This is a genomic window from Pseudomonas sp. PDM04 (assembly GCF_014851765.1).
GTDB lineage: Bacteria > Pseudomonadota > Gammaproteobacteria > Pseudomonadales > Pseudomonadaceae > Aquipseudomonas.
Map to the genome: position 1 here is coordinate 286,176 of NZ_JACVAI010000006.1, position 25,069 is coordinate 311,244.

Below are 25,069 nucleotides of genomic sequence, written 5' to 3' on the forward strand. Positions count from 1 at the left end.
GGCCTGTCCATGACCCTGAAAAACACCTGGTTCGAAACCGACAGCCGTTTCATTCCCGGGCATTACCAACCCGCGACCCTGATTGACCTGGCCCTTTCCCGAGACATTGACAGCCACCGTCTGCTGCGTGGAACCGGACTGTTTCATGACGACATCCTGGCCGGCGAGACTCGTCTCAGCCCACAGCAGTTCCTCGGATTGATAGCCAACAGCCGACGCTTGCTGGATACCGACGACAGCAGTTTTCTGTTCGGCCAGCGCCTGCTCCCGGGGCATTACGGTCCCGCCAGCCATGCCCTGCGCCACGCGCAGAACCTGCATCAGGCCCTCGACACGCTGGTGCAACAACAGGCGTTGCTCAGCCCGCTGGCCGCGCCGCGTCTGGTGCTGGATGAAAAACACGCCTACATCTATTGGCTGGACAGCTGTGGCGCCGGCGAGCAATGGCGTTTTTTGCTGGAGGCCAGCATGACCTCGATCGTGGCCATGAGCCGATCACAGAGTGGCCAGCGCCTGCCGTGGGAATGCAGTTTCAGCCATGCCGAACCGCGTTACGTCGAGCAATACTGGGTGCATCTGGGCGAGCACACACAGTTCGAACGGCCGCTGGACCTCATGCGCCTCCCCCGGGAATTTCTCACCCAATCCTGGCCCGATGCCTCGGCCACCGCTGGCCAGGTCGCCCGCCAGGAAGCCCACCGACAAATCGAACAACTGGGTTTTGCCTCAAGCTTCATCGACTGTGTTTACCGCTACCTGCAAACCCATGTGCGCCAAGCCCCCAACCTCGAACAGGCGGCCCAGGCCTTCGCCATGAGCCCCGCCACGTTCAAGCGCAAATTGCAAAAACACGACACCGGATTCCAACAACAGGTGGATTTGGTGCGCAAGCACGTGGCGCTTTACCTGTATCAGATCAAGGGATTCAGTAACGAAGCCGTGGCGGACTACTTGAGATTCAACGACGCGGCGAACTTTCGGCGCTCGTTCAAGCGCTGGACCGGCAGCACGCCCAACCTGATCCGCGAGATGTTCAATGCACGCTGAAATCCGATTGTTGTGTGTGCAACAACCCAAGCACAACAATCAGTCGTCACCGGTAGCGTTTGAAAAACGCCTTTCACAGCCAGCTTGGAGAGTGTCAGAAACCGAGGAAGATTCGGCTATCCAAAAGTGACAAGACAGCGACTCTCGAAATAAAGCAGAAAGGCGACTTCAGTTAACACTATTCTTCAGCAGGCCGAGCGATGTCACAGCGATCACGACAGTAGTCAATTTCATCGACTCACCGCCCCATGTCTTCTTCCGAAAGAGCCGGGATTGCCTGATAGGGGGCTGCTCATCCAATATACGGAGGCGCACTGAATACCCGTCACCGAGTCCGTCCGAGATCGCCATTCGCGATCACTCGCACACCCGGTGCGAATGGGGATAAAAGTCTGGCTGAAACGTGCTCCATCGACCTGAAGAGCCTGGCTGGCGCCCAGTCAGAATGTTCTCCGGGGATCCTGACAGCCTTCGCAAAGGACTGCAGCATTGTCTTCAAACCGAGTTAACCGGACGTATCGTCAAGGAACGACAAATGGCATTTGATCTTCACCACCTCCTGCTTGTATTCACCGCCTACATCGTGGGTGCAGCCAGTCCGGGTCCCAGTAACATGCGCATCATGGGCGTGGCCATGCACCAGGGCAGAAAGCCGGCGTTGATGCTGGCAGCCGGTGTCATCAGCGGTTCTTTCTTCTGGGGATCGATGGCTGCCACAGGGGTATCCGCGGTGCTGGCCGAATTCGCTCAGGCACTCGTCGCCCTCAAGATCATCGGCGGCCTCTACCTGATTTTTCTCGCCATCAAGGCGGGCCGTTCGGCCCTCGTTTCTGATGAACGCCTGAAAAAGGAACTGGCTGCAGCGTCAGTCGTCTCGGGCTTCGACCTCTATCGGCGTGGCTTGCTGATGCACCTCACCAATCCGAAGGCACTGTTGGGCTGGGTCGCGACGATGACCCTTGGGCTGGGGCCGCAAGCGACGTCTGAAACAGTGGTGATCATTCTGGCGGGCTGCGCCGTCCTCAGCGTGACGATCTTCTGCGGCTATGCCATCGTCTTCTCTACCGCACCGATGGTACGGGGGTATCGTCGGGCACGCCGCTGGATCGAAGGCACCTTGGCGTTCGTCTTCGGGGCTGCCGGGATAAAGCTGTTGTGCTCGCGCACGTGAGTCCATGCCGGCACAGGCGGCTGGCATGGCCCTCGTTCCGAATCTGGCATGACCCGCGAGCGCGTTTTCCCAGCGCTCAGCCGGCAACCCCCTCCAGCACAATCTTGCCCCGGGCGCGCCCGCTTTCGATCAAGGCGTGGGCCCGGCGCAGGTTGTCGGCATCCAGCTGGCCCCCGTGCTCACCCACGGTACTGCGCAGCACCCCTTCGTCCACCAACAGGGCTACCCGCGTCAGCAACGCCTGTTGCAGGCATTGGTCGGCGGTGCGGTACATGGAGCGGGTGAACATGAACTCCCAATGCAGCGAAATCGATTTACGCTTGAGCGCTATGGCGTCGAGCGAGACCGGATCATCGATCAGCGCCAGTTGCCCCTGGGGCTTGAGCACTTCGATCAGTTGCGGGTAATAGTGTTCGGTATGGGTCAGGCTGATCACGTGATCGACCTGGGACAGACCCAATCCGCTCAGTTGCGCCTGCAAGGGTTGGCCATGATCGATCACATGGTGCGCGCCCAGCTCGCTCACCCACTCGCGAGTGGCCGGGCGTGATGCGGTGCCGACAATGGTCAGTCGCGTCAGTCGTCGCGCCAGTTGCACGAGGATCGAGCCCACCCCTCCTCCCGCACCGATGATCAGCAGAGACTGGCCCAGGCCTCCGCCCTCGGCGACCCTCAGTCGGTCGAACAGCAATTCCCAGGCCGTGATGGCGGTCAACGGCAAGGCGGCGGCTTCGACAGCGCTGATCGACAACGGCCGCCGCGCCGCAATGCGTTCGTCGACCAGGCCGTATTCGGCATAGCAGCCGGGACGCGTGATGTCGCCGGCGTACCAGACTTGGTCACCGACCTGAAAACCCGTGACCTCGGCACCGGTTGCCTCGACCACCCCCACCGCATCCCAACCCAGGATTCGTGGGCCAGCGGGTTGCACGCCGAGGCGCAACTTGCTGTCCACCGGATTCACCGCGATGGCCTGGATCCTGACCAGCAGATCCCGTGGCCCGGGCTCTGGCGAGTCCAGTTCGACTTCATACAGCGCTCGCGGATCTGCCAGGGGCAGGCCCGCCTGATCGTAGACGTAGGCTTTCATTGACATGTTCCTGAATGGGGTCGAATTGCCGATTCTCGGGTTCAGTCGGCTACGAACGCCGCGATATGCCGGGCCGCGGCCACCGGGTATTGCATATGCGGGCCATGGCCGGTGCGAGGGAATGTCACCAAATGCAAGGTGGGCAACTGGCCGCTGAGTGCGTACCAGTTCTCCACCGGGAAGGCGATGTCGTGGTCGGCACCCAGGTGCAGGATTGGAATGCTCGTACTCTTGAGCACCTGCAAGACAGCGTCTGCCGGGAACATCGGGTTTTTGGGCCTCTCCCCCAGTTGCTGTCCCGCCCATTGCACAGGCACTTGCGGGCTGCGCCCCTGTTTGCGTTGTGCCAGCCGAAGCCCGGCCTGTTCGGCACTGCTGCGGCTTTGCGCTTGCGAAGGTTCGAAGAACAGGCTGACGAAGTCTTCAAAGTCGTTCTCGCGATGGGCCAGCTCATGGAACAGGGCATCCCCCGGCTTGACCAACTGGCCGGGCGGTGTGGTCGCCAACAGGACCGCGTGACTGACCAGTTGCGGAGCCATGGCCAACACCACCTGCGCCGCCATGCCCCCCAAAGACCAGCCGCCAATCACGACCCGGCCAAGGCCCAATGCCTGGATCAGATCGATGGCATCCTTGGCCAACGACGCCGGGTTGTAACTCGGTTCCCCGGTCGAATGACCCAAGCCGCTGTAGTCGAACACCGTCACCTGAAAGCCCAGACTTGCCAAGTTATCCAGAAACAGCGGGTCCCAATCGTCCATGGTGCCGCGAAAACGCACCATCAGCAGCAGCGCGCGCCCACTGCCGAAAGTGCGATAGGCCAGGGTTCGGCCGGCGCTTTCGATGAATTGAGTATGGGCGGCGAGGCTGAGCGAAGAATCGGTCATGGCAGTGATTTCCTGATTAGCGACAGGTCATCATCGTGCCGCCCGTTGACCGGAAAACAAACGACATATAGGGTCGTGATTCCAGACATCAGGCAGTAAACGGACATGCATCGAATAGGCTACTTGCTGACGGAAGGCTTCCAAGTGATGGCACTGGGCACCCAGACGGTGTTCGAGTTCGCCAACGTGGTGGCCAGGGAGCCGGTCTACCACTTGACCAACTACTCGATCGAGGGAGGCCAGGTCCGTTCCTCGGTCGGCGCCATCGTCGACACCGAGCGGGCCGACGAGCATGCCAGCGCCGATACCTGGATGGTGTCCGGGGTGGTCAACCCGCTGATACAAAGCGCCAGCGAGGCGCAGTTGCAGTTTCTGCGCAACGTTGCCGGGCGCAGCCGACGCACCGTCGGCCTGTGTACCGGATCGTTCGTGCTGGCCGAAGCCGGGCTGCTCGATGGTCGGCACGTGACCACTCACTGGGCCTATGCCGAAGCCATGCGCCAACGCTTTCCCTCGGCGCGGGTTGATGTGGACAGGATCTTCATCGATGACCGAGGCGTCTGGACCTCCGCAGGCCTCACGGCGGCCATGGACCTGGCGCTGGGGATCGTCGAAAGCGACCTGGGTCATGCGCTGGCGAACAAGGTGGCCAGGGTCCTGGTGATGTATCACCGGCGCAGCGGCGGCCAATCGCAGCACTCGCAAATGCTGGCACTGGCGCCCAAATCAGACCGGGTGCAGACCGCCCTGGAATTTGCCCGCGCCCACCTGACCGGCGACCTGACCGTGGAAGCCCTGGCCGCCACCGTGCACTTGAGCCCCCGTCAATTCACCCGCATTTTTCTGGCCGAAACCGGCCTGTCCCCGGCCAAGGCCGTTGAACAACTGCGCGTGGAATCGGCCAGGTACATGATCGAGCGAGGCCGCCACTCCCTGGAGGTGATTGCCCGGGAAACCGGTTTTCGTGATCGCCGACATCTGCGCGAAGTCTTCATTCGTACCCTCGGCGTCTCGCCACTGTCATTGCGCCAGGACGCCCGTGAAGACACTTCTGTGGTTGAAGAGCAATCGCCGGTTTGAGCAAAACAGCAGACGCGCAGGCCTAAGGCGCCGAACCTTCGTTGTTGCCAGCGCGCAGCAAGGCCTCGATCGCCAGTCGCGCCACTTGCGCATCCTGCTCCGCCTTCACACCCGACACACCGACAGCGCCGATGCAGTGGCCTTCGTGCCAGATGGCCACGCCGCCCTCAAGCATGCCTTGCAGGTTCGGCGCGCTGAGAAACGCCTGGCGCCCCGCGTTGATCATGTCTTCATAGGCCTTGCTGTCGCGACGCCCCAGCGCTGCGGTGCGGGCCTTTTCGCTGGCGATGTAGCCGGCGATCGGCGCGGCCCCGTCCAGGCGCAACAGCCCCAGCGGATGGCCGCCGTCGTCGACGACCGCAATCGCTACAGCCCAGTGGTTCGCCTGTGCCAGCTCCCTGGCCGTCGCCAACAGGTGTGAAACCTCGTGTTCACTGAGAAAAGCCTTGGTGTGCATCCAGCCTCCTGATCAAAAAGAACGGCACGCCTGCTCAAGCCGGCGTGCCGAGAGAACGTCGCGGCTTAATCGCCGTAGATGTCGAAGTCGAAGTACTTCTGGCGAATCCTGTCGTAGGTGCCATCGGCCCGAATCGCTGCCAGGGCCTGATTGAAACGGCTCGCCAGCGGATCGTTCTTGCGCACGGCAATGCCGATGCCGGTACCGAAGAATTGCTCTTCGGTGAAGTTCGGACCGACGAACTCATAATCCTTGCCTTCCGGCCGCTTCAGCAGGCTTTCATCGATCACCACCGAACTGGCCATGGTCGCGTCGAGGCGCCCGCCCAGCAGGTCGAGGAAGATTTCATTCTGCGAGCCGTAGCGCACCACTTCGGCACCCGCCGGGGCGAATTTCTCGGTAACGTAGCGATCGAAGTTGGTGGCGCGCTGAACGCCAATGCGCTTGCCCTTGAGCTGCGCCGGAATGTCGCTGATGCCGCTGCCCTTCTTGAACACCAGGCGTGCCGGAATGCGGTAGTAGCGATTGCTGAAGTCCACCGATTTCAGGCGTTCCGGGGTCATGGACATCGAAGAAATCACCGCGTCGACTTTCTTCACCTTGAGCGCGGGAATCAGGCCGTCGAATTCTTGCTCCTTCCACTCGCACTGGACTTTCATTTGCGCGCACAAGGCCTGGCCGATGTCGTAGTCGAAACCGACGATCTGGTTGTCGGGGGTTTTCGAAGCGAACGGCGGATAAGCCGCTTCGATGCCCAGGCGCAGCGGCTGTTCTGCCGCGTGCAGGTTGCCGGCCAAGGCCAGCAGCGAGATGAGACCAGCCTTCAATACAGCATTTTTCACGTTCATTCATGGCTCCAGATGCGATGTTGTTTCTGTCGGGCGCTCCGCAATGGAAGACACCCGTTATGGCAGCGGCAATGTGAACAGGCGGAGATGGCGGCTCTGTTGGCCCCCTGCTCCGTCGTTGCGCCAGGCAGGGCCCGGTGCAACGGGGTCGAGCACAATCAGACGGCGGCGGTGACGATCAACTCCAAGAGGATCTGCGGGTCATCGAACATCACCTGGGCGGTGGCGCGGGCCGGCGTCTGCGCGGCATCGACCCAGGCACTCCAGGTTTCATTCATGCCGGCGAAATCGGCGCTCATGTCTTTCATCCAGATCTGCACACTGAGCAGTCGGCTCTTGTCACTGCCGGACAGCGCCAGCAGTTCGTCCACCCGCTGCAGCACCTGGCGCGTCTGGCCACGGATGTCCTGGCTGCAATCGGCGGCGACGATGCCGCTCAGCCAGGCGACCCCGTTGTGCACGACGCTGCGGCTCAGGCGGGGGTTGCTTTCGATGCGTTGGATAAGGCTCATACAGGCTCCTGGTTCAAAGGTGTCTCGGTTGACAGTTCGGCAAGGGTGATGGGTTTGAGGGGAGATCGAATGCGGTAGTAACCGACGTCTGCGGCCGGCACCTGGCGCTGCGCGGCGATGATTTCGGTGACGCTCAAACCACACTGGCGACCCTGGCAAGGTCCCATGCCGCAGCGCCCGAAGGCCTTGGCCTGATTGGGTCCCAGGCACCCCAGCTCGACGTATTGGCGAATCGAGCCGGCGCTGACTTCTTCGCAGCGACAGACAATCACCTCGTCGGCGGGAATGCGGTTTTGCCGCTGCGGGCGGTACAAGGCATCGATCAGTGGCCGCGCGGCGCGCTGGCGACGCAACGCCTGGTGAAAAGGTGCGGCGAGTCGCTGTGCCTGTTGCGCGTCGAGTTTTCCCGAGCGCTCGGCAATTGCCAGCCCGACCAGTCGGCCTTCCAGACGCGCCACCTGCGCCCCGCCGATGGCCCCGCCGTCACCAGCGATGTAAATGCCCGGCAGGCGGGTTTCACCCTGGTGGTCACGGCGGGCGATCCAGCTCAATTGCTGTTCGCTCCAGTCATGCTCCAGACGCAGCGACCAACTGATCTGCGTGTTGGGCACCACGCCTTGATGCAGCAGGATCAGCGATGCAGGCACCGTCCAGTCCCGTCCGCCCATGACGAAACTCAAGGCGCTGGCTCGCGCCTGCCCCTCGATCCGCAGATCCCGCGCAGCACGAAAATGCCTGACGCCGGCACGCTTCAGTTCGGCCAACAGCTGCAGGCCCTTGAGCAAGTCGCGCCAGCCGCGCAAGGCGCCCGGAATCGTGCGCCAGGCCCGCAGCAGATCGCCGCGGCCACTGGTGTCCACCAGCGCTTCGATCGCGACGCCGGCGCGCAGGTATTGCACCGCCAGCAGGTACAGCAACGGTCCGCAACCGGCCAGCACCACCGGTCCTTGCGGCACCAGTGCAGCATTTTTCAGCAGGATCTGTCCGGCGCCGGCCGTCATCACGCCCGGCAAGGTCCAGCCTGGAATCGGCATCGGACGCTCGAACGCACCGGTAGCGATCAATACCTGCCGGCCCTGGAGAATGTGTGCACGGCCCTCGATCAGGAAATGCACCTGACGCTGCGGTGTCACTTGCCAGATCGCCGCGCCGGGCAGGTATCGGGCCGCGCATTGCAGGAACTTCGCGACCAGAGGGGCGCCCGCTTCATAGTCGCCACCCAATACCTGGCGGCTGCGTGCGTCGGCTTGCTGAATGTTGCGATAGATCTGCCCACCCGGGCTGCCCTGTTCATCCAGCACCACCACCGACAGACCGCGCTCCGCAGCTTCGAGGGCCGCACTCAGCCCTGCCGGCCCGGCGCCGATCACGATGAGATCGACCGTTTGCTCATTCATCAGCCACTTCCTCATCTGCGTCCAGCACATCGCGAGCCCCGCGCTGGCGCTGAACCCGCATGCCCGCTCGCACCGGCAGCAGGCAGGCCTGGCAGTTGGCTTGCCCATCGACCTCGACCAGACACTCGAAGCACACGCCCATCATGCAAAAAGGGGCGCCGGGCCGGCCGTTGACCGCGCTTTCGCGGGTATGGGTGACGCCGCTGCCCAGCAATGCCGCCGCCAGTGATACACCGGCCGGCACTGACAACGACGCGCCTTCGAATTCGATTTGCACGGTGTTCTGTGCAGGGCCCAAGGCCCGGAACAAACGGTCAGCCGACATGGCGCACCTCGTTTTTGCCGTTGAAACGCGCAAGGCTGAAAGCCGCCACCGCCGGGTCGTCGAACTCACCGTCAATCCACGGCGCCAGGCGCAAGGCGTGGATCGCCGCCAGGGTCACGCCGCTGTGGCAACTGACCACCACGGCCCCGGGGCAGGTTGGCGAGGCTTCATAAATGGGATAGCCGTCAGCGCTCATCACCCGCAGCGCGCCCCAGGCGCGCACCAGCCGCACCTGCCCCAACCGGGGAAAACAGCGCACCGCGCGAGCGGCGATGGTTGCCATGACTTCACTGCCGGTGCCGTCATCCAACCCGGTGGACTCATGGGAATCCCCCAGTTGCACCGTGCCCTCGTCGGTCTGGCGTACATAGGTAGTGGGGTAATGCAGAAAAGGCTTGAGCCGCTCGGTGACCAGGATCTGCCCGCGATTGGGACTCACGGGCACCTCGATCCCCAACTGCGCGCCCAGCTCGCGATTGCCAAGGCCGGCGGCCAGGACCAACCGAGCGGCGTACCAGCGTTGGTCGCCAGCCTCCAGCTCGAAGCCCGACGCATGCTGGCCGATGGCGCTGACCCGATGACCATTGATGATCCTGACCCCGCGGGCCCGGCAGGCGGCGTACAGCGAACGCAGCAGCTTGAGCGGATTGACGTGCCCGTCCATGGGCGAATAGCAACCGCCCACGACGGTCGGCCCCACACCCGGCAGACGAGCCCGCAGTTGTTCGCCATCCAGCAACTCGAAGGGATAGTCACCGTGCAACGCGTCGCGCAACCAGAGCAGCCGACGGCTTTCCTCGGCCATTTCCTCGTCACTCAGGCACAGTTGGAAACCACCTGGCTGACGCAGATGAAGGTCGATGCCGGTGTCGGCCTGCAACGAAGCGGCGAAACGTGGCCACAGCGCCACCGCTTCACGTGTCCATTGCGCATAGGGACTCATGCCGTAGCCCTTGCCCTGAACCCACAGCAGACCGAAGTTGCCACGGGCCGCGCGCAAGGCATCGTCGCCTTCGTCCAGGACGCTGACCTGGCGACCCTGCAAGGCCAGCCCATACGCGATGGACAAGCCCACCAGGCCACCGCCAACGATCATGACATCAGTTTTTTGCATGAACTCCACTATCGCCCTTTCAACGCCAAGCATTCCGCCACGGCGCAGGCATTTCGCCTGGATGATCTTGATGCGGTCGATGCTAAAGAGCTGACAGGTGCTTGAAAAATGCTTTATTTTGGCAAGACCATGTCTTTTTGTTATGGCTTTTCCCGAAGGACATCACCATGAATCTTCGCCAACTGGAGGCTTTCCGCGCCGTCATTCTTGGCCAGACCGTCACCCGCGCCGCCGAAATGCTGCACATTTCCCAACCGGCGGCGACGCGCTTGATCGCCAGCCTTGAGGAGGACATCGGCTTCAACCTGTTCGTCCGCGCCAAGGGCCGGCTGCAACCCACCGCCGAGGCCATGACGCTGTATCAGGAAGTGCAGCGCTCACTGCTCGGCGTTGAACGCATCGCGCGAACGGCCCAGGAAATCCGCAGCCTCAAGCGCGGCTCATTGCTCATCGCCTGCGCGCCGGCCATGGGTCTTTCGTTCCTGCCCCGGGCCATCGCGGCCTTCATGGCTGAACATGAACAGGTGCAGGTATCGCTGCTGGTGCTGGCATCCCGCGAAGTGGTGGACCTGGTGGTCGGCCAGCGCTGCGACCTGGGCATCATTGTCCTGCCCAACACCTACCCCAGCCCGCGAGCGGAGAAACTCCTGGCCACACGCATGCTCTGCGCCCTGCCGGCCAACCATCGCCTGCGGGAAAAGACCACGATCCGCCCGGAAGACCTTGAGGGCGAAGCGTTCATTTCCTACCCGCAATCCATCGGCTCGCGCCAGCACATCGACTCGATCTTCGCCGCTTACGGCGTGGAGCGCGAACTGCGCCTGGAAACCCAGCTCTCCTTACCGATGTGCGCCTTTGTCGAACAAGGCCTGGGCGTGGCGCTGGTCGACGCCATCAGCGCTGTCGAGTACCGGGGCAGTGGCGTGGTGTTCAGGGCGTTCGAACCGGCGATTGAAATGGATTTCAGCATGCTGTTGCCCGTCCAGGGACCGGCGTCGAAGCTACAGGTGGCTTTTCTGGAGCACATGCAGGGCTTCATCGCCCGGGAGGTGCCGCAGGATTACCGTTTCTAGCGGTGTGAGGGAACGCAGGGATGGGAGTCGAAGCATCGAGTACAGGGCAAAACCCCAGAGCACTATCCCCGGACCCTCGTGTCTTACCTTTACGGTGTTTTGCCCAGGCGCATCGGTCGGTGATCTAGAATCAGTTTTTCACCCGCACGATGCTTCAGTACTGCCAACAATGGCCCGTTCACAGGCGTGTGCGGTCAGTGCAAAGGGAAACCCAAATGCTCGGACGCAGCAAACCAGAGCCCAAGGCGGATGTGTTCACTGAAGGCTCTTCGATGAAATCCGTGAGCGCCGGAGCGACTTTCCGCCTCATCGTCAGTTTCATGCTCGCGGTCATCCTGGCGTTTTTGACCGTTGAGGGCTGGCGGACATGGCGTGACTATCGCTCGGCGTTTGCCTCCGCCCGCGACTCTGTGACCAACCTGGCGCGAGCAACGGCGCAGCATGCCGAGGACGCCATACGCCAGGTCGACGTGCTGACCACAGCGCTGGCTGAACGCGTGGAAGGCGACGGCCTGCAGAGTCTCGATGCTGCGCGCATCCACAAGTTGCTGGTCCAGCAATCGAAGATCATGCCGCAGTTGCACGGCCTGTTCATTTACGGCCCGGATGGCCAATGGATCGTCACGGACAAGGAGGTCACGCCAGACCCGGCGAACAACGCCGACCGCGATTATTTCCAGTATCACCGCACGCACACCGATCGTAACGTGCGCATCGGCGATGTGGTCAGAAGCCGGTCCACCCAGGACTTGATCATTCCCATATCCCGGCGGCTGAATAACCCTGACGGCTCTTTTGCCGGCGTCCTGCTGGGCACGATCAAGGTCAGCTACTTCGTCGACTACTACGGCGACTTCAAGATCGACGACAAGGGCGCGCTGGTTCTGGCGACGCGCGACGGCACCATCCTGGTACGCCGCCCTTTCATTGCCTCAGTGGTGGGTCAGAGCCTGGCGAACAGCGAGATCTACAAACGCTATTTGCCAAATTCCGATGAAGGCATCGCCGAAGTGAAGGCCGTCGTGGACGACACCGAACGCCTTTACGGCTACCGGGCATTGACCACCTACCCGCTGGTGGTGGAGGCCGGGCTGTCCAGGGAGTCCATCATCGCCCCCTGGCGCCGGGACCTGATCAAAACCGGGTTGGTGCTGTTTTTCCTGATGGCGGTGTTCACCGTTTTCGGCCTGATCGTCCTGAGTCAGCTGCGGCAACGGATGGTCATGTCCAGGGAGCTGCGTCGCGCCCACCAGTCCATGCGCGAGATGGCATTGACCGACAGCCTCACGGGATTGGGCAACCGGCGACGCCTGGACAATGCGCTGCCGCATGAAATACGCCTGGCGCAACGGCAAGGATCGCCGCTCTCGCTGATCATGATCGATGTCGATTACTTCAAGCGCTACAACGACCGGTACGGACATGCGGGCGGCGACGACTGCCTGAGCGCGGTCGGCGGCGCCATCCAGCAGGCGGTCAAACGACCCGGTGACCTGGCGGTCAGGTACGGCGGGGAAGAATTCACGGTGCTGCTCCCCAATACCGACAGCGCCGGTGCCACCCAGGTAGCGGAAGACATATTGCGTGCGATTCGATCCCTGAACATCGAACATTCCGAGCATCCATTGGGCAAGGTCACGGCCAGCGCCGGCATCGCCACCCAGTTGCCGGGCATCGAGGATGTCACGCCCGCCAGCCTGCTCAAATCGGCAGACGCCTGCCTGTACGCAGCGAAACAAAGTGGACGCAATCGTTGGTATGCCACTGATGACGCGCACTTGCTGACTTAGGAATACCTCACATGACTTTGATCCGCCTGAACGTCGATTTCAACTTCAGCGCCCATGATCAACGGGTAATGATCGGGAATATGCCCTGCAGGAAAAGCGAATATCCGGGGAATTTCATATTTTGATAACACCTGACTGATCACACGATAAGCCGTCTCGTCAAAATTTGACTTGACCCCGCCTATATCACGCATTGAACCCACTATGACGCCCTTTATTTTTGCCAGGGCCCCTGCCGTTTCCAACGTTTGCATCTGTCGATCGATTCTGTAGTAAGCATTTTCGCCAATGTCCTCGATAAACAATATGGCGCCTTCATAATCGAAATCGTAGCGCGTTCCTGAAACGGCCCCGACAATGGTTTGATTACCGCCGACCAATCGCCCCTTGGCCTTGCCCCTTTTATTCAAGGCATGCGAAGTGACCGAATATTGCGGCATCGCGCCCTTCAAAATATCAAACACCTTGTCGTAGCTCGACGGTGGCGGCGCAACGCCCATGCTCAGGGTCCGCACGACATTGGGGCCATGGATCGTGGCGATAGCGTGACCATTGAAAAAACTGTGCAGGTAAGTGATATCGGAATAACCGATCAGCCACTTGGGGTTATTACGAATGGCATTCATATTCAAACCACCCAACAACTGCACACTTCCATAACCGCCACGGGTCACCCAGATCGCATCGATATCCGGTTCATCGCACGCCCATTGCAAGTCTTCCAGTCTTTGGGCTGGCGTCCCTGCATAAGCATAATGATTGTCATACTTCTCCAGACAATTTCTGGATAAGACAGGTCTGTAGCCCTGCCCTTTGATCATTGGAATAACGTGGTCCAGAAACGCTGGATTGGTCAAATAACCCGCTGGCGATACGATGGCTATCTTACTTCCACGTTCAAGGGCTTTCGGCCGTTTCAAACAACTCATAGGGTTTCTCTGGATGGATAAAAAATTTACCTTACCAGAGCCATTAAACAGGGCACTCTCGCTTTATTGACAGATCATTGCCGAGTGTCTCGAAAGTTGTCAGCCACGCCTAGGACACGTCGCTCAAGTTGGCCACTTGACCGGCGATCCACGCCTTGCATTGTTCAATCTGCAAGGCGGTGTGTTCCGGGTTGCGCAACATGCTGTCCAGCCGGATGACCTGGATATTGGTCAGGCCGATGGTGGGCAACACGTATTCCAGGTAAGGCGTCAGGAAATCCTGCTGGGCGTAGGGTCCGGTCACCGGTCCTCCGCTCGTGACGATGATGAACACCGGCCGGTCCGCCAACAGCCCCTGCTTGCCAGTGCTGGATCGCGCAAAGGTGCGCTGCGGTCGCAGGATCTGGTCGATCCAGGCCTTGAGTACGGCCGGCACGCCGAAATTGTGCATCGGTGTCGAGATGACGAGCGCTTTTGCCGCCTCCAGCTCCTCGATGTAGGCGTCCGACTCGGCACTGGCCGAGCGCGAGTCGAGGGGCAGCAGATTGTCCGCTGCAAACTGAGGACTGGGCATCGGTGGCGCATGGCTTGCGATGTCCCGCTCGACCACCGAGAGATGCCTGAATTTGTGTGTGATCTGTTCAGTCAGGGCGCGCCCCATGGCGGTGCTGGTGGACAACTCCGCCCGCGGGCTCGCCGTGACGTGCAACAGGTAAGCGGGCGCTTTCATGAGTGATCCCCTACCGGTTTGACAAAGCGTGTGGCCAGGTTGGTCATTCCACAACGCGCGTAGAACCGTTGTGCATCGTGATTGGCCAGGGCGGTGTCTAGCACCAGGTGGTCGCACTGCGAATCCCGCGCCACGCCCATCAATGCCTCCAGCAATTGCTTGCCCAACCCGGCACTGCGCAGCGTTGCATCCGTCACCAGGTCGTCCACGTAGAGAAACCTGCCGTGGATCAGGTTTTCCTGAAGGCGAAAACCGGCCAGGGCCCGGGGGATGTCATCATTGACGACCAGCAGCACGCGGTATCCACAGGCGGCCTGGCGCTTGTACGCGCTCAGCCATTGCTCGACGTCCGCCAGGCGCGGCCGCAGTTGCCGGATCAAGTCGAAGGCCGCCCGTATTGCGGCGTCGTTGGAAAACTCCCTGACACCCTCGATTCCATCAAAACCCGTCATGGTCCGTGTCATCTTTCAAGCCTCGATACGTGGAAGAGGCTGTATTCTTGCCTTGAACTGGACCAAAGTATTGATCCATTCTTGCACTATCTGACTGATCCACCTTCGAGTGCCAACCGTGAATAAAACGTCCTCCGCTCAGGTCACCTGGTCACTGACGCTCGCCGCCCGAAAACCTGACGAAACACTACAGAACTGGCTTTACAGAACCCTGAGGCAGGACATTCTCGACGGCCGCCTGGCACGCAACTTTGTCCTTCCCAGCACGCGTTTTCTCGCCGCGCAATATGGCCTGGCCCGGGGCACAGTGCAGGCCGCCTACGCCCAGTTGCTCAGCGAGGGCTATCTGGTCACCGCTCATGGCAGCGGCACCAAGGTCAGCCTGAGCTTGCCCGACGATCAGTTGGTCAAGGCCGGGCCCGTTGCGCCAGACACTGCCACGCCCCCTGCCGCATCCCCGATACCGCTGACCCGGTGGGCTGCGCAACTCATCGAACAGGACCCGGCGTTTCCCCTTTCATCATCGAAAAAACTGCCCTTCGCGCCCCACACCTGTGATGTTGCGCAATTTCCTGTCGACACCTGGCGGCGCCTGCACATGAGGCACCTGGGATCCGTGCTGCCACCGGTCCTGTCGGCTCGACCGGCACAAGGGTTGCCCGCGCTGCGCCAGGCCATCGTCGAGCACCTGGCGATTGCCCGGGGCGTCGCCACTTCGGCGGACACGGTTGTCATCGTCAGCAGCGTCCAGCAGGCGCTGGATATTTGCCTGCGCCTGATCATCAACCCTGGGGAATCCGTGTGGATGGAAAACCCCGGTTACCCCGGAGCCCGACAGATCATGCAAGGCGTCGGTGCGGACATCATCGACGTGGCGGTCGATGCGGCAGGAATGGATGTGAGCGCAGGAATGCGCCTGGCGCCAGATGCGCGGCTGGCCTACGTGACACCCTGCCGCCAGGCGCCCACGGGCGTTGCCCTGTCGGCGGAACGGCGTCTCATGTTATTGAGCTGGGCCAGGGAACACGGCGCTTACCTGTTTGAAGATGACTACGACAGCGAGTATCGGTTTATCGCCAAACCGATCCCCGCGCTCAGGGGCATGCCCCAGGCTGGCAGTCACGTCATCATGACCGGCACTTTCAGCAAGTTGCTGTTCCCCGCCATGGGCCTGGCGTATGTGGTCCTGCCGCCGCAACTGGTAGAGCCCTTTACACGGGCATTGTCGTTGACCTCACGCAGTGCGAACGGCCTGGCACAGGCGGTGCTGGCGGACTTCATGGCGCAGGGGCACTTCGGTCGGCATATCCGCCGGATGCGCAAGGTCTACGCCACCCGCGCCAGAGTGTTCGAGGACGCGGCCAGGCAGCACCTGCATGACTTCATCGAGGTCCCGCCGATTCTCGCCGGGCTGGATGTCACTGCCCGGTTGAAATCCATGCCCGAAGCGCAGGCCCTCGCAGTACTCGATGCCGCCAACGTCAGCGCGTTCGCACTGAGCCGCTACGGCCGAGGCCCACACGTGCCGCCAGGGCTGGTGATGGGGTTCGCGGCCTACACCGAAGACCAGATCACCCAACAAATGAGCGCGATTGCCCAGCGGCTGAATCATTGATCGCTGAAACCCAACCCCTCTGTGGGCTTCGGCGACCAAGGAATTTGCGGTCGCGACAATCCATTGGAGGGAGCCGCCTGCTGGCGACGGCGGATTTGCTGCCGCCATCGCTGTCCTGTGGGTCACTCGAAATGGATGCGCAGCCCCGCCATGGCAAGGATGATCGTCACCGCCACCAATGCCGAGAACACGATACCCGCGACCAATACGCGAGTGGCGGTTGTTTCATTCACCCGGTGAGCAATCATGACCCCGCGCAACCCGCAGAATGCATGGGCGATGACAAAGAACACCGCCAGCAGGTAGTACGGCAGCAGTCGAATGTTCCAGGCGTCGTGCAACAAGCCGGCCGGCGCACCCACCGCGAAGCCCCAATCGGTTTCGATGTTGAAGTAGCTGCGCGCCAGGTAAAGCACGGCATTGACATGGCTGATCACCGCAAAGATCAGGAACACGCCGCCGGCAATCTGAAAGGACCGGATAGCGTCCGCCGGCCGCCGGGTCATGCGCCAGGCCATGTAAGCCCCGCTACCCACCAGGAACAGAAAAGTGGCAATCAGCAGTGGCTCGATCAAGGGAGAGCGGTAAACGACCCGCAGTACCTTCATGACGGCCAGATGAGCATCGGCGCCAACCAGCCCCACCAGATGGTTGCTGAAGTGGAAGCACAGGTAGACCACCGCCAGGGCTGCCGCCACGCCATGCCAGCGTCGCATGTTGGCATGGGACGATTGCGGTTCGGGCTGACGCGGCAAGGGCGTGCGATCGGCGAATGAGATCATGACCATCAACGCGGCCCACATGAACGTCAGGAAGCCGACATCCCAGGCGGGTTTGCCCAACAAAAGAAACAGCACCCCCGTCAGGGTGAACATGGGCGCAACGGCCACGGAAACAAAGGCGACCCGGCGAGCCAGTACATCGCCTGCGCTTGGCTGGTGCAGCTTGCCCAATCGCGTCGCCGTCAGCAGCCCCCACAGGGGTAATACAATGGCGATCAGCAACATCAGCCCGGCACCCAGCCAGCTCCAAAAGCCGCCCCCCTGGGAAATCGAGACGCGCATGGCGTCGTAGCCCATCAACAGGTAAGGGTACACAAGCGCGATCATGGGCCCCGCATACCAATCGGTGCGGGCGCTCACTGAGGATCGCTCCAGAGTGTGTGCTGGCAGGTCTCTCGGGGATTGAGACATCGAATAATCCTTGAACGTTGGAAGAATCCGGATGATCCCCGCTGACTGGACCAAAGTATTGATCCATTAAGCCGATATCGCACTGGTCCACTTCGCTGGACTGCACGGCGCGGTCAGGGCCGACCTTTGCACTTCACGCAATACAGAATTTACATCGAGCGCATTGATGCCTACCGATCCGAGGTGCATGCTAGGGGGCTAGCTGCATTCTTATATCATTCCGAATGATAGTTACCTTCGCTTCGTTCGATTCGTGCGATAGCCCCCCCGCCACTCATCATCCGCCCATTCTCAATACATTGGCGGATGCATCCATGGAACAATCACTCAAACATTTGCGCTTCCCCCTGGCCGTGTTGGCCGTGCTGGTGATGAGCGCCTGCGGCAAGGCCCCCGAAACTGCGGCGAGCATGCCCGCAGCGAAAGTCAGCGTCGCCAAGGTGCTGGAACAACCGGTCAACGAGTGGGATGAATTCACCGGGCGCCTCGAAGCGCCGGAAACCGTAGAAATCCGTCCACGGGTTTCCGGGCAGATCGACGACGTCGCGTTCACCGAAGGCGCACTGGTCAAGAAAGGCGACCTGCTGTTCCAGATCGACCCTCGCCCGTTCCAGGCTGAGGTCCGCCGCCTCGAAGCCCTGGTTGCCCAAGCCCGCGCCAGCGCCACCCGCAGCGAGAATGAAGCCCAGCGCGGTGAACGCCTGCGCACCAGCAACGCGATCTCCGCCGAGCTGGCCGACTCGCGCACCAGCGCGGCCCAGGAAGCCCGTGCCGCCGTCGGCGCGCTTCAGGCACAACTGGACCTGGCAAAACTGAACCTGAGCTTCACCCGCGTCACCGCCCCGATCAGCGGCCGCGTCAGCCGTGCCGAAATCACTGCGGGCAACCTGGTGACCGCCGATACCACGGCCCTGACCAGCGTGGTCTCCACCGACAAGGTCTACGCCTACTTCGACGCCGACGAGCGTGTGTTCCTCAAGTACACCCAGCTCGCTCGCCAGGGCAAACGCGGGGCGACCACCCCGGTTTACCTCGGCTTGTCCAACGAAGAAGGCAACCCGCACCTGGGCCAGATGAACTTCGTCGATAACCAGGTCAACCCGAAAACCGGCACCATCCGTGGTCGCGCGGTGTTCGACAACAGCGATGGCAACTACACCCCGGGCCTCTATGCACGCCTGAAACTGGTGGGCAGCGGCACCTACAACGCCATGCTGATCAACGACGAAGCGGTCGGCACCGACCTGGGCAAGAAGTTCGTGCTGGTGATGGACGCCGAGAACAAGACGGTTTATCGCTCGGTTGAACTGGGTCCGAAAATCGAAGGCTTGCGCATCGTGCGCAGCGGCCTGAACAAGGATGACACCATCATCGTCAAGGGCTTGCAGCGCGTCCGTCCGGGCTCGCCGGTCACCCCTGAAGTGATCCCGATGGCCAGCGAGCAAACCCTCGCGGCCCTGGCTCAACAACGACAAGCGCTGGAAGCCAGCAACCTGCCCCGCGTCGCGCCCTCCAAGGCTGCACCGGGTCCGGCTGTGAAACTGGCTGCTGCGTCTCCACGCGGTTAAGGGATAACGACTCCGATGAATTTTTCCCAGTTCTTCATTTCCCGGCCGATCTTCGCTGCGGTGCTGTCGCTGCTGATCCTGATCGCCGGTTCCATCTCGCTGTTCCAGTTACCCATCAGCGAATACCCGGAAGTGGTGCCACCGACTGTGGTGGTGCGTGCCAACTTCCCGGGCGCCAACCCGAAAGTCATCGGTGAAACCGTGGCCGCTCCCCTGGAGCAAGCCATCACCGGCGTCGAGAACATGCTGTACATGTCCTCGCAATCCACCGCTGACGGCAAGATCACCCTGACCATCACCTTCGCCCTGGGCACCGACCTGGACAACGCGCAGGTGCAGGTGCAGAACCGCGTGACCCGGACCGAGCCGAAGCTGCCAGAGGAAGTGACGCGCATCGGTATCACCGTGGACAAGGCGTCGCCCGACCTGACCATGGTGGTGCACTTGACCTCGCCGGACAAACGCTACGACATGCTTTACCTGTCCAACTACGCACTCCTCAACATCAAGGACGAGTTGGCGCGCCTGGGTGGTGTCGGCGACGTGCAACTGTTCGGCATGGGTGACTACTCGCTGCGGGTCTGGCTCGATCCGAACAAGACCGCTTCGCGCAACCTGACCGCCACTGACGTGGTGGCCGCGATCCGCGAGCAGAACCGTCAGGTGGCCGCCGGCCAACTGGGTTCGCCCCCTGCCCCGAATGCCCAGAGCTTTCAGCTGTCGATCAACACCCAGGGCCGACTGGTCACTGAGGAAGAGTTCGAGAACATCATCATCCGCGCTGGCGACGACGGTGAAATCACACGCCTGCGGGACATCGCCCGGGTCGAGCTCGGCTCCAGCCAATACGCCCTGCGTTCGTTGCTGAACAACCAGCCGGCCGTGGCCATCCCGATCTTCCAGCGCCCGGGCTCCAACGCCATCGACATCTCCAACCAGGTTCGGGCGAAGATGGATGAGCTGAAGAAAGGCTTCCCGCAGGGCATGGACTACAGCATCGTCTATGACCCGACGATCTTCGTGCGCGGCTCCATCGAAGCAGTGGTTCACACCCTCTTCGAAGCGCTGATCCTCGTGGTACTGGTGGTGATCCTGTTCCTGCAAACCTGGCGCGCCTCGATCATTCCGCTGGTGGCGGTGCCGGTCTCGTTGATCGGTACGTTTGCGGTGATGCACCTGTTCGGCTTCTCGCTCAACGCCCTGTCGCTGTTTGGCCTGGTACTGGCCATCGGTATCGTGGTGGACGACGCCATCGTGGTGGTGGAGAACGTCGAGCGCAACATCGAACTTGGGCTCAATCCGTTTGATGCGACCAAGCGTGCCATGAGTGAAGTGACCGGTCCGATCATCGCCACGGCGCTGGTGCTGTGTGCCGTGTTCGTACCCGCTGCGTTCATCTCCGGCCTGACCGGACAGTTCTACAAGCAGTTCGCCCTGACCATCGCGATCTCGACCGTGATCTCGGCCTTCAACTCGCTGACCCTGTCGCCAGCGCTGGCCGCCGTACTGCTCCGCGCCCACGACGCACCGAAAGACCGCTTCTCCAGGTTCCTCGACAAGCTCTTCGGCGGCTGGCTGTTCCGTCCGTTCAACCGTTTCTTCGAAAAGGCCAGCAACGGCTATGTCGGCACCGTGCGCCGCGTCATCCGCAGCAGCGGCATCGCCCTGCTGTTGTACGCAGGCCTGATGGTGCTGACCTTCTTCGGTTTCTCCAGCACACCGACCGGTTTTGTACCCGGCCAGGACAAGCAATACCTGGTGGCCTTCGCGCAACTGCCGGACGCCGCGAGCCTGGACCGCACCGAAGACGTGATCAAGCGCATGTCCGACCTGGCACTCAAACAGCCAGGCGTGGAAAGCGCCGTGGCGTTCCCGGGCCTGTCGATCAACGGGTTCACCAACAGCCCGAACGCCGGCATCGTGTTCGTGACCCTCAAACCGTTCGACGAGCGTAAAGACCCGAGCATGTCCGCCGGCGCCATCGCCGGTGCCCTGAACGGCCAGTACGCCGGGATCCAGGAAGCCTACATGGCGATCTTCCCGCCGCCGCCGGTACAAGGCCTGGGCACCATCGGTGGTTTCCGCCTGCAAATCGAAGACCGGGGCAACCTGGGCTACGACGAGCTGTACAAGCAGACCATGAACATCATTGCCAAGAGTCACACCGTTCCGGAACTGGCCAACCTGTTCACCAGTTACACCGTGAACGTGCCGCAGGTCGATGCCGCCATCGACCGGGAAAAAGCCAAGACCCACGGCGTGGCCGTCAGCGACATCTTCGACACCCTGCAGATCTACCTGGGTTCGCTGTATGCCAACGACTTCAACCGCTTCGGTCGCACCTATCAGGTCAACGTTCAGGCCGAGCAACAGTTCCGCCTTGAGTCCGACCAGATCGGCCAACTGAAAGTGCGCAACAACAAGGGCGAGATGATCCCGCTGGCGACCTTCATCAAGGTCAGCGACACCTCGGGCCCGGACCGCGTGATGCACTACAACGGCTTCATCACGGCTGAAATCAACGGCGCCGCTGCCCCTGGCTACAGCTCCGGCCAGGCCGAAGCCGCCATCGAGAAACTGCTCAAGGAAGAACTGCCCAACGGCATGACCTACGAGTGGACCGACCTGACCTACCAGCAGATTCTGTCCGGCAACACCGCGCTGTTCGTGTTCCCGCTCTGCGTACTGCTGGCGTTCCTGGTACTCGCCGCGCAATACGAAAGCTGGAGCCTGCCGCTGGCGGTGATCCTGATCGTACCGATGACCCTGCTGTCGGCCATCACCGGGGTGATTGCTTCGGGTGGCGACAACAACATCTTCACCCAGATCGGCTTGATCGTACTGGTGGGACTGGCCTGTAAGAACGCGATCCTGATCGTCGAGTTCGCCAAGGACAAACAGCTCGAAGGCCTCAACCCGCTGGCTGCGGTGCTGGAAGCCTGCCGCCTGCGTCTGCGTCCGATCCTGATGACCTCCTTCGCGTTCATCATGGGTGTGGTGCCCCTGGTGTTCTCCAGCGGTGCCGGTGCCGAAATGCGTCACGCCATGGGTGTGGCGGTGTTCTCCGGGATGCTCGGGGTGACCTTCTTCGGCCTGTTGCTGACGCCGGTGTTCTATGTGTTGATCCGTAATTTCGTGGAGCGCGGCGAACAACGCAAAGCGGCCAAGGCCCTGAAACTGGAGGCGCAACAATGAGCCTGAAAGCCTTCCTGCCCAGCCTGCTGGTACTGGCCCTGAGCGCCTGTGCCGTAGGCCCGGACTATCAGACTCCGGCGACCGAGCGCGCCAACATCACCACCGCCACCGACGGCGCTGCCGGTCAGAAGAACTTCGACCGCTCGCGTTTCGAAGGCATCTGGTGGCAGCAGTTCGACGACCCGACCCTCAACCAGTTGGTGACCCAGTCCCTGCAAGGCAACCGTGACCTGCGCGTCGCCTTCGCCCGCTGGAAAGCGGCCCGGGCGATTCGCGATGACGTCAGCAATGACGCCATGCCGACCATCACCAGCCGCGCCAGCAGCGACCTGGGCAAGGGCCAGATTCCAGGCCAGACCACCCGCCGGGTCAACAGTGAACGCTATGACCTGGGGCTGGACATGGCCTGGGAACTGGACCTGTTCGGACGCATCCAGCGCAACCTGGAATCCAGCGACGCCGAGCAGCAGGCGGCCGAAGCCGATCTGTACCAACTGCAAGTCACCATGATTGCCGAGCTGGTCGACGCCTACGGTCAACTGCGCGGTGCGCAACTGCGTGAAAAAATCGCCCTGGCCAACCTCAACAACCAGCAAGAGTCGCGCAAGATCACCATCAGCCTGCGTGACGCCGGTGTCGGCGATCAGTTGGATGTCGAGCGCGCCGATGCGCGCCTGGCAGCGGTCGAAGCCAGCGTGCCGCAATTGCAGGCCGAGCAGGTGCGGCAGAAAAACCGTATCGCCACCCTGCTGGGTCAGCGCCCGGACAAACTGGCCGTCGACCTGAGCCCCAAGGACCTGCCGGCGATTGCCAAGGCCTTGCCGATCGGCGATCCGGGTGAACTGCTGCAACGTCGCCCGGACATCCTCAGCGCCGAACGCCAACTGGCCTCGGCCACCGCGCGCATTGGTGTGGCCAAGGCCGACCTGTTCCCACGGGTCAGCCTCAGCGGCTTCCTCGGCTGGACCGCCGGACGGGGTTCGCAGATCGGTTCTTCGGCGGCCAATGCCTGGGCCCTGGGCCCGAGCATTACCTGGGCCGCGTTTGACCTGGGCAGCGTGCGCGCCCGTTTGCGTGGCGCCGATGCCGAGGCCGAAGGCGCCCTGGCGACCTACGAACAGCAAGTGCTGCTGGCGCTGGAAGAATCGGAGAACGCGTTCAGCGACTACGGCAAACGCCAGCAACGCCTGATATCGCTGATTCGTCAAAGCGAATCCAGCCGTGCGGCGGCTGACCTGGCGCAGATTCGCTATCGCGAAGGTACGGCCGACTTCCTCGTCCTGCTCGACGCACAACGCGAGCGGCTGGCAGCAGAAGACAGCCAGGCCCAGGCGGAAATTGACCTGTATCGCGGCATCGTCGCGATCTACAAGGCCCTCGGCGGTGGCTGGCAACCGGAGACCGTCGCCAGCCAATAACGCATCAACGAGCTCTTTTGGTTGGCACCACCAACCAGATTTTTGCCCCGCGCCTCATTCGGTCGCGGGGCTTTTTTTGCCCGCTCGAAAAGCACGCCCCCCTGTGGCAGCGAGCCTGCTCGCGATGAGCGCCAACGATGACGCGGGCTATCTGAATGCCCGCGGCGCCCGTACCACCTTCGCAAGCAGGCTCGCTCCCACAGCGGGGGCTCGGGTCAGTCGTGCCCCCTGCGGTTTTCCTCCACGCTCACGGTGGCCGTCGTCCCGGCCCGCAGTTGGTCCTTGCCGGCATAGTCGGCGTCGATGCGAATGCGCACCGGCACCCGTTGCGCCAGTTTGACCCAGGTGTAGCTGGGGTTGATGTTGGCCAGAAGGCGTCCGCCGGGCAGGTTTTCCCGATCGGCGATGGCGAAGGCGATGCTTTGCACGGTGCCACCAAAGCGCTCGCCGCTCATCAATTGGATATCGACCCGGTCGCCCTCGACAATCCGCGGCAACTTGGTTTCCTCAAAATAGCCGCTGACGTAGAACGAGTCGCTGTCCACCAGCGCCACCAGCGGACCGCCCGCCGTGGCATAGTCGCCCTGGCGGGTCAGCAGGTTGGTGACATAGCCGCTGACCGGCGATTCCACCCGTGTACGCTCCAGGTCGTGTTCAGCCTCGGCCAGTGCGGCAATGGCCAGTTGCACGTTGGCCTGGGCAAAGCTCAGGTTGGCCTGGTTACGCAGCAGGTCAGCCTGGGCCACCGAGACATCGGTGCTGGACTTTTCCCACTCTTCGCCGGAAATCGCCGCACGTTCCTTGAGCGTTCGACGCCGGCGCTCTTCGCTTTGACGCTGTTTGAGCAATGCCTGGCTGGCGACGATGGCGGCCTCGGACTGACCCAGCGAGGCCTTCGACACTTCCACCGAACGCTTGGCATGTTCCACCGCCAAGGCATAGCGCGACGGATCGATTTCCAGCAATAGCTGGCCCTTCTGCACATGCTGGTTGTCCTGCACGGCGAGCTTGACGATGCGCCCCGCCACATCGGCAGACAAGGTCACCACGTCGGCCCGCACCCGGGCATCGCGGGTCCAGGGCGCACGGGTGTAATGCTCCCAGGCGAACCAGCCGAGCACAAAAGCCAGGATCACCATCACCACCGTCGTGAGTCGGGCAAGGATCTTCTTCAATGC

Annotated in this window: 22 protein-coding genes; 9 read left to right on the forward strand and 13 right to left on the reverse strand. The window is 61.9% G+C overall.

Annotation, left to right across the window (positions count from 1 at the left end; all coding sequences use genetic code 11):
* Positions 1 to 9: 9 nt before the first annotated feature.
* Both IB249_RS23330 and IB249_RS23335 read left to right on the forward strand, forming a co-directional pair.
* Positions 10 to 1,047, forward strand: a complete 1,038-nt coding sequence (locus IB249_RS23330) for an AraC family transcriptional regulator (RefSeq protein WP_192308096.1) — start codon at positions 10 to 12, stop codon at positions 1,045 to 1,047.
* Positions 1,048 to 1,582: 535 nt separating this feature from the next.
* Positions 1,583 to 2,218 (forward strand): LysE family translocator, encoded by a 636-nt coding sequence (locus IB249_RS23335; RefSeq protein WP_192308097.1) that lies wholly within the window; start codon positions 1,583 to 1,585, stop codon positions 2,216 to 2,218.
* 76 nt (positions 2,219 to 2,294) lie between these two features.
* On the opposite strand, the gene IB249_RS23340 is transcribed toward IB249_RS23335, so the two are convergent.
* Together IB249_RS23340 and IB249_RS23345 are read right to left on the reverse strand one after the other, a co-directional pair.
* Positions 2,295 to 3,308 carry a zinc-binding alcohol dehydrogenase family protein gene (locus tag IB249_RS23340; protein WP_192308098.1) on the reverse strand — a complete coding sequence of 338 codons (1,014 nt, stop codon included), beginning with the start codon at positions 3,306 to 3,308 and terminating at the stop codon, positions 2,295 to 2,297.
* Positions 3,309 to 3,349: 41 nt separating this feature from the next.
* Positions 3,350 to 4,195, reverse strand: coding sequence for an alpha/beta fold hydrolase (locus IB249_RS23345; RefSeq protein WP_192308099.1), 846 nt, complete (start codon positions 4,193 to 4,195; stop codon positions 3,350 to 3,352).
* A 105-nt stretch (positions 4,196 to 4,300) separates the two neighbouring features.
* Here IB249_RS23345 and IB249_RS23350 point away from each other — a divergent pair, with 105 nt between their 5' ends.
* Positions 4,301 to 5,275: a GlxA family transcriptional regulator gene (locus IB249_RS23350; protein ID WP_192308100.1), complete on the forward strand. Its 975-nt coding sequence runs from the start codon at positions 4,301 to 4,303 to the stop codon at positions 5,273 to 5,275.
* A 22-nt stretch (positions 5,276 to 5,297) separates the two neighbouring features.
* Here IB249_RS23350 and IB249_RS23355 read toward each other — a convergent pair whose 3' ends face one another.
* The 6 genes from IB249_RS23355 to IB249_RS23380 all read right to left on the reverse strand — a co-directional run bounded on the left by IB249_RS23355 (position 5,298) and on the right by IB249_RS23380 (position 9,928).
* Complete coding sequence (locus tag IB249_RS23355; protein WP_192308101.1) at positions 5,298 to 5,732, reverse strand: heme-binding protein; 435 nt, start codon at positions 5,730 to 5,732, stop codon at positions 5,298 to 5,300.
* Between the two features lie 65 nt (positions 5,733 to 5,797).
* Positions 5,798 to 6,580, reverse strand: coding sequence for an ABC transporter substrate-binding protein (locus IB249_RS23360; protein ID WP_192308102.1), 783 nt, complete (start codon positions 6,578 to 6,580; stop codon positions 5,798 to 5,800).
* A 158-nt stretch (positions 6,581 to 6,738) separates the two neighbouring features.
* Entirely contained in the window at positions 6,739 to 7,092 is a 354-nt protein-coding gene (locus tag IB249_RS23365; RefSeq protein ID WP_192308103.1) for a RidA family protein, read from the reverse strand.
* On the reverse strand, positions 7,089 to 8,489 hold the full coding sequence (locus IB249_RS23370; RefSeq protein WP_263864730.1) for an FAD/NAD(P)-binding oxidoreductase: 1,401 nt from the start codon (positions 8,487 to 8,489) through the stop codon (positions 7,089 to 7,091). Before IB249_RS23370 ends, IB249_RS23365 begins: the two co-directional genes overlap by 4 nt.
* Positions 8,482 to 8,814 carry a (2Fe-2S)-binding protein gene (locus tag IB249_RS23375; RefSeq protein WP_192308105.1) on the reverse strand — a complete coding sequence of 111 codons (333 nt, stop codon included), beginning with the start codon at positions 8,812 to 8,814 and terminating at the stop codon, positions 8,482 to 8,484. Before IB249_RS23375 ends, IB249_RS23370 begins: the two co-directional genes overlap by 8 nt.
* A complete protein-coding gene (locus IB249_RS23380; protein ID WP_192308106.1) occupies positions 8,804 to 9,928 on the reverse strand; it encodes an NAD(P)/FAD-dependent oxidoreductase in 1,125 nt (374 codons plus the stop codon). The genes IB249_RS23375 and IB249_RS23380 overlap by 11 nt, the downstream gene beginning before the upstream one ends.
* A 167-nt stretch (positions 9,929 to 10,095) precedes the next feature.
* Between IB249_RS23380 and IB249_RS23385 the strand changes: the two genes are divergently transcribed.
* Together IB249_RS23385 and IB249_RS23390 are read left to right on the forward strand one after the other, a co-directional pair.
* Positions 10,096 to 11,001, forward strand: coding sequence for a LysR substrate-binding domain-containing protein (locus tag IB249_RS23385; protein WP_192308107.1), 906 nt, complete (start codon positions 10,096 to 10,098; stop codon positions 10,999 to 11,001).
* 215 nt (positions 11,002 to 11,216) lie between these two features.
* Entirely contained in the window at positions 11,217 to 12,791 is a 1,575-nt protein-coding gene (locus tag IB249_RS23390; RefSeq protein ID WP_192308108.1) for a sensor domain-containing diguanylate cyclase, read from the forward strand.
* On the opposite strand, the gene IB249_RS23395 is transcribed toward IB249_RS23390, so the two are convergent.
* From IB249_RS23395 to IB249_RS23405, 3 genes are all read right to left on the reverse strand, one after another.
* The gene (locus IB249_RS23395) at positions 12,788 to 13,720 is read right to left on the reverse strand and encodes a S66 peptidase family protein (RefSeq protein ID WP_192308109.1); all 933 of its coding nucleotides are present in this window, start codon (positions 13,718 to 13,720) and stop codon (positions 12,788 to 12,790) included. The two genes, IB249_RS23390 and IB249_RS23395, sit on opposite strands and share 4 nt — an antisense overlap.
* A gap of 109 nt (positions 13,721 to 13,829) precedes the next feature.
* Positions 13,830 to 14,450, reverse strand: a complete 621-nt coding sequence (locus IB249_RS23400; protein ID WP_192308110.1) for an FMN-dependent NADH-azoreductase — start codon at positions 14,448 to 14,450, stop codon at positions 13,830 to 13,832.
* Positions 14,447 to 14,902, reverse strand: coding sequence for a GNAT family N-acetyltransferase (locus IB249_RS23405; RefSeq protein ID WP_192308111.1), 456 nt, complete (start codon positions 14,900 to 14,902; stop codon positions 14,447 to 14,449). Before IB249_RS23405 ends, IB249_RS23400 begins: the two co-directional genes overlap by 4 nt.
* 118 nt (positions 14,903 to 15,020) lie before the next feature.
* On the opposite strand from IB249_RS23405, the gene IB249_RS23410 reads away from it, so the two are divergent.
* Positions 15,021 to 16,517 carry a PLP-dependent aminotransferase family protein gene (locus tag IB249_RS23410; RefSeq protein WP_192308112.1) on the forward strand — a complete coding sequence of 499 codons (1,497 nt, stop codon included), beginning with the start codon at positions 15,021 to 15,023 and terminating at the stop codon, positions 16,515 to 16,517.
* 122 nt (positions 16,518 to 16,639) lie between these two features.
* Here IB249_RS23410 and IB249_RS23415 read toward each other — a convergent pair whose 3' ends face one another.
* Complete coding sequence (locus IB249_RS23415) at positions 16,640 to 17,626, reverse strand: hypothetical protein (protein ID WP_192308113.1); 987 nt, start codon at positions 17,624 to 17,626, stop codon at positions 16,640 to 16,642.
* A 398-nt stretch (positions 17,627 to 18,024) separates the two neighbouring features.
* On the opposite strand from IB249_RS23415, the gene mexE reads away from it, so the two are divergent.
* The 3 genes from mexE to IB249_RS23430 are packed head-to-tail and all read left to right on the forward strand — an operon-like array spanning position 18,025 to position 23,891.
* Positions 18,025 to 19,278 (forward strand): multidrug efflux RND transporter periplasmic adaptor subunit MexE, encoded by a 1,254-nt coding sequence (gene mexE / locus IB249_RS23420; RefSeq protein ID WP_192308114.1) that lies wholly within the window; start codon positions 18,025 to 18,027, stop codon positions 19,276 to 19,278.
* Positions 19,279 to 19,293: 15 nt separating this feature from the next.
* Positions 19,294 to 22,473: an efflux RND transporter permease subunit gene (locus tag IB249_RS23425; protein WP_192308115.1), complete on the forward strand. Its 3,180-nt coding sequence runs from the start codon at positions 19,294 to 19,296 to the stop codon at positions 22,471 to 22,473.
* Positions 22,470 to 23,891 carry an efflux transporter outer membrane subunit gene (locus tag IB249_RS23430; RefSeq protein WP_192308116.1) on the forward strand — a complete coding sequence of 474 codons (1,422 nt, stop codon included), beginning with the start codon at positions 22,470 to 22,472 and terminating at the stop codon, positions 23,889 to 23,891. Before IB249_RS23425 ends, IB249_RS23430 begins: the two co-directional genes overlap by 4 nt.
* A 215-nt stretch (positions 23,892 to 24,106) precedes the next feature.
* Here IB249_RS23430 and IB249_RS23435 read toward each other — a convergent pair whose 3' ends face one another.
* Positions 24,107 to 25,066, reverse strand: a complete 960-nt coding sequence (locus IB249_RS23435) for an HlyD family secretion protein (protein WP_192308117.1) — start codon at positions 25,064 to 25,066, stop codon at positions 24,107 to 24,109.
* Between the last annotated feature and the right edge of the window lie 3 nt (positions 25,067 to 25,069).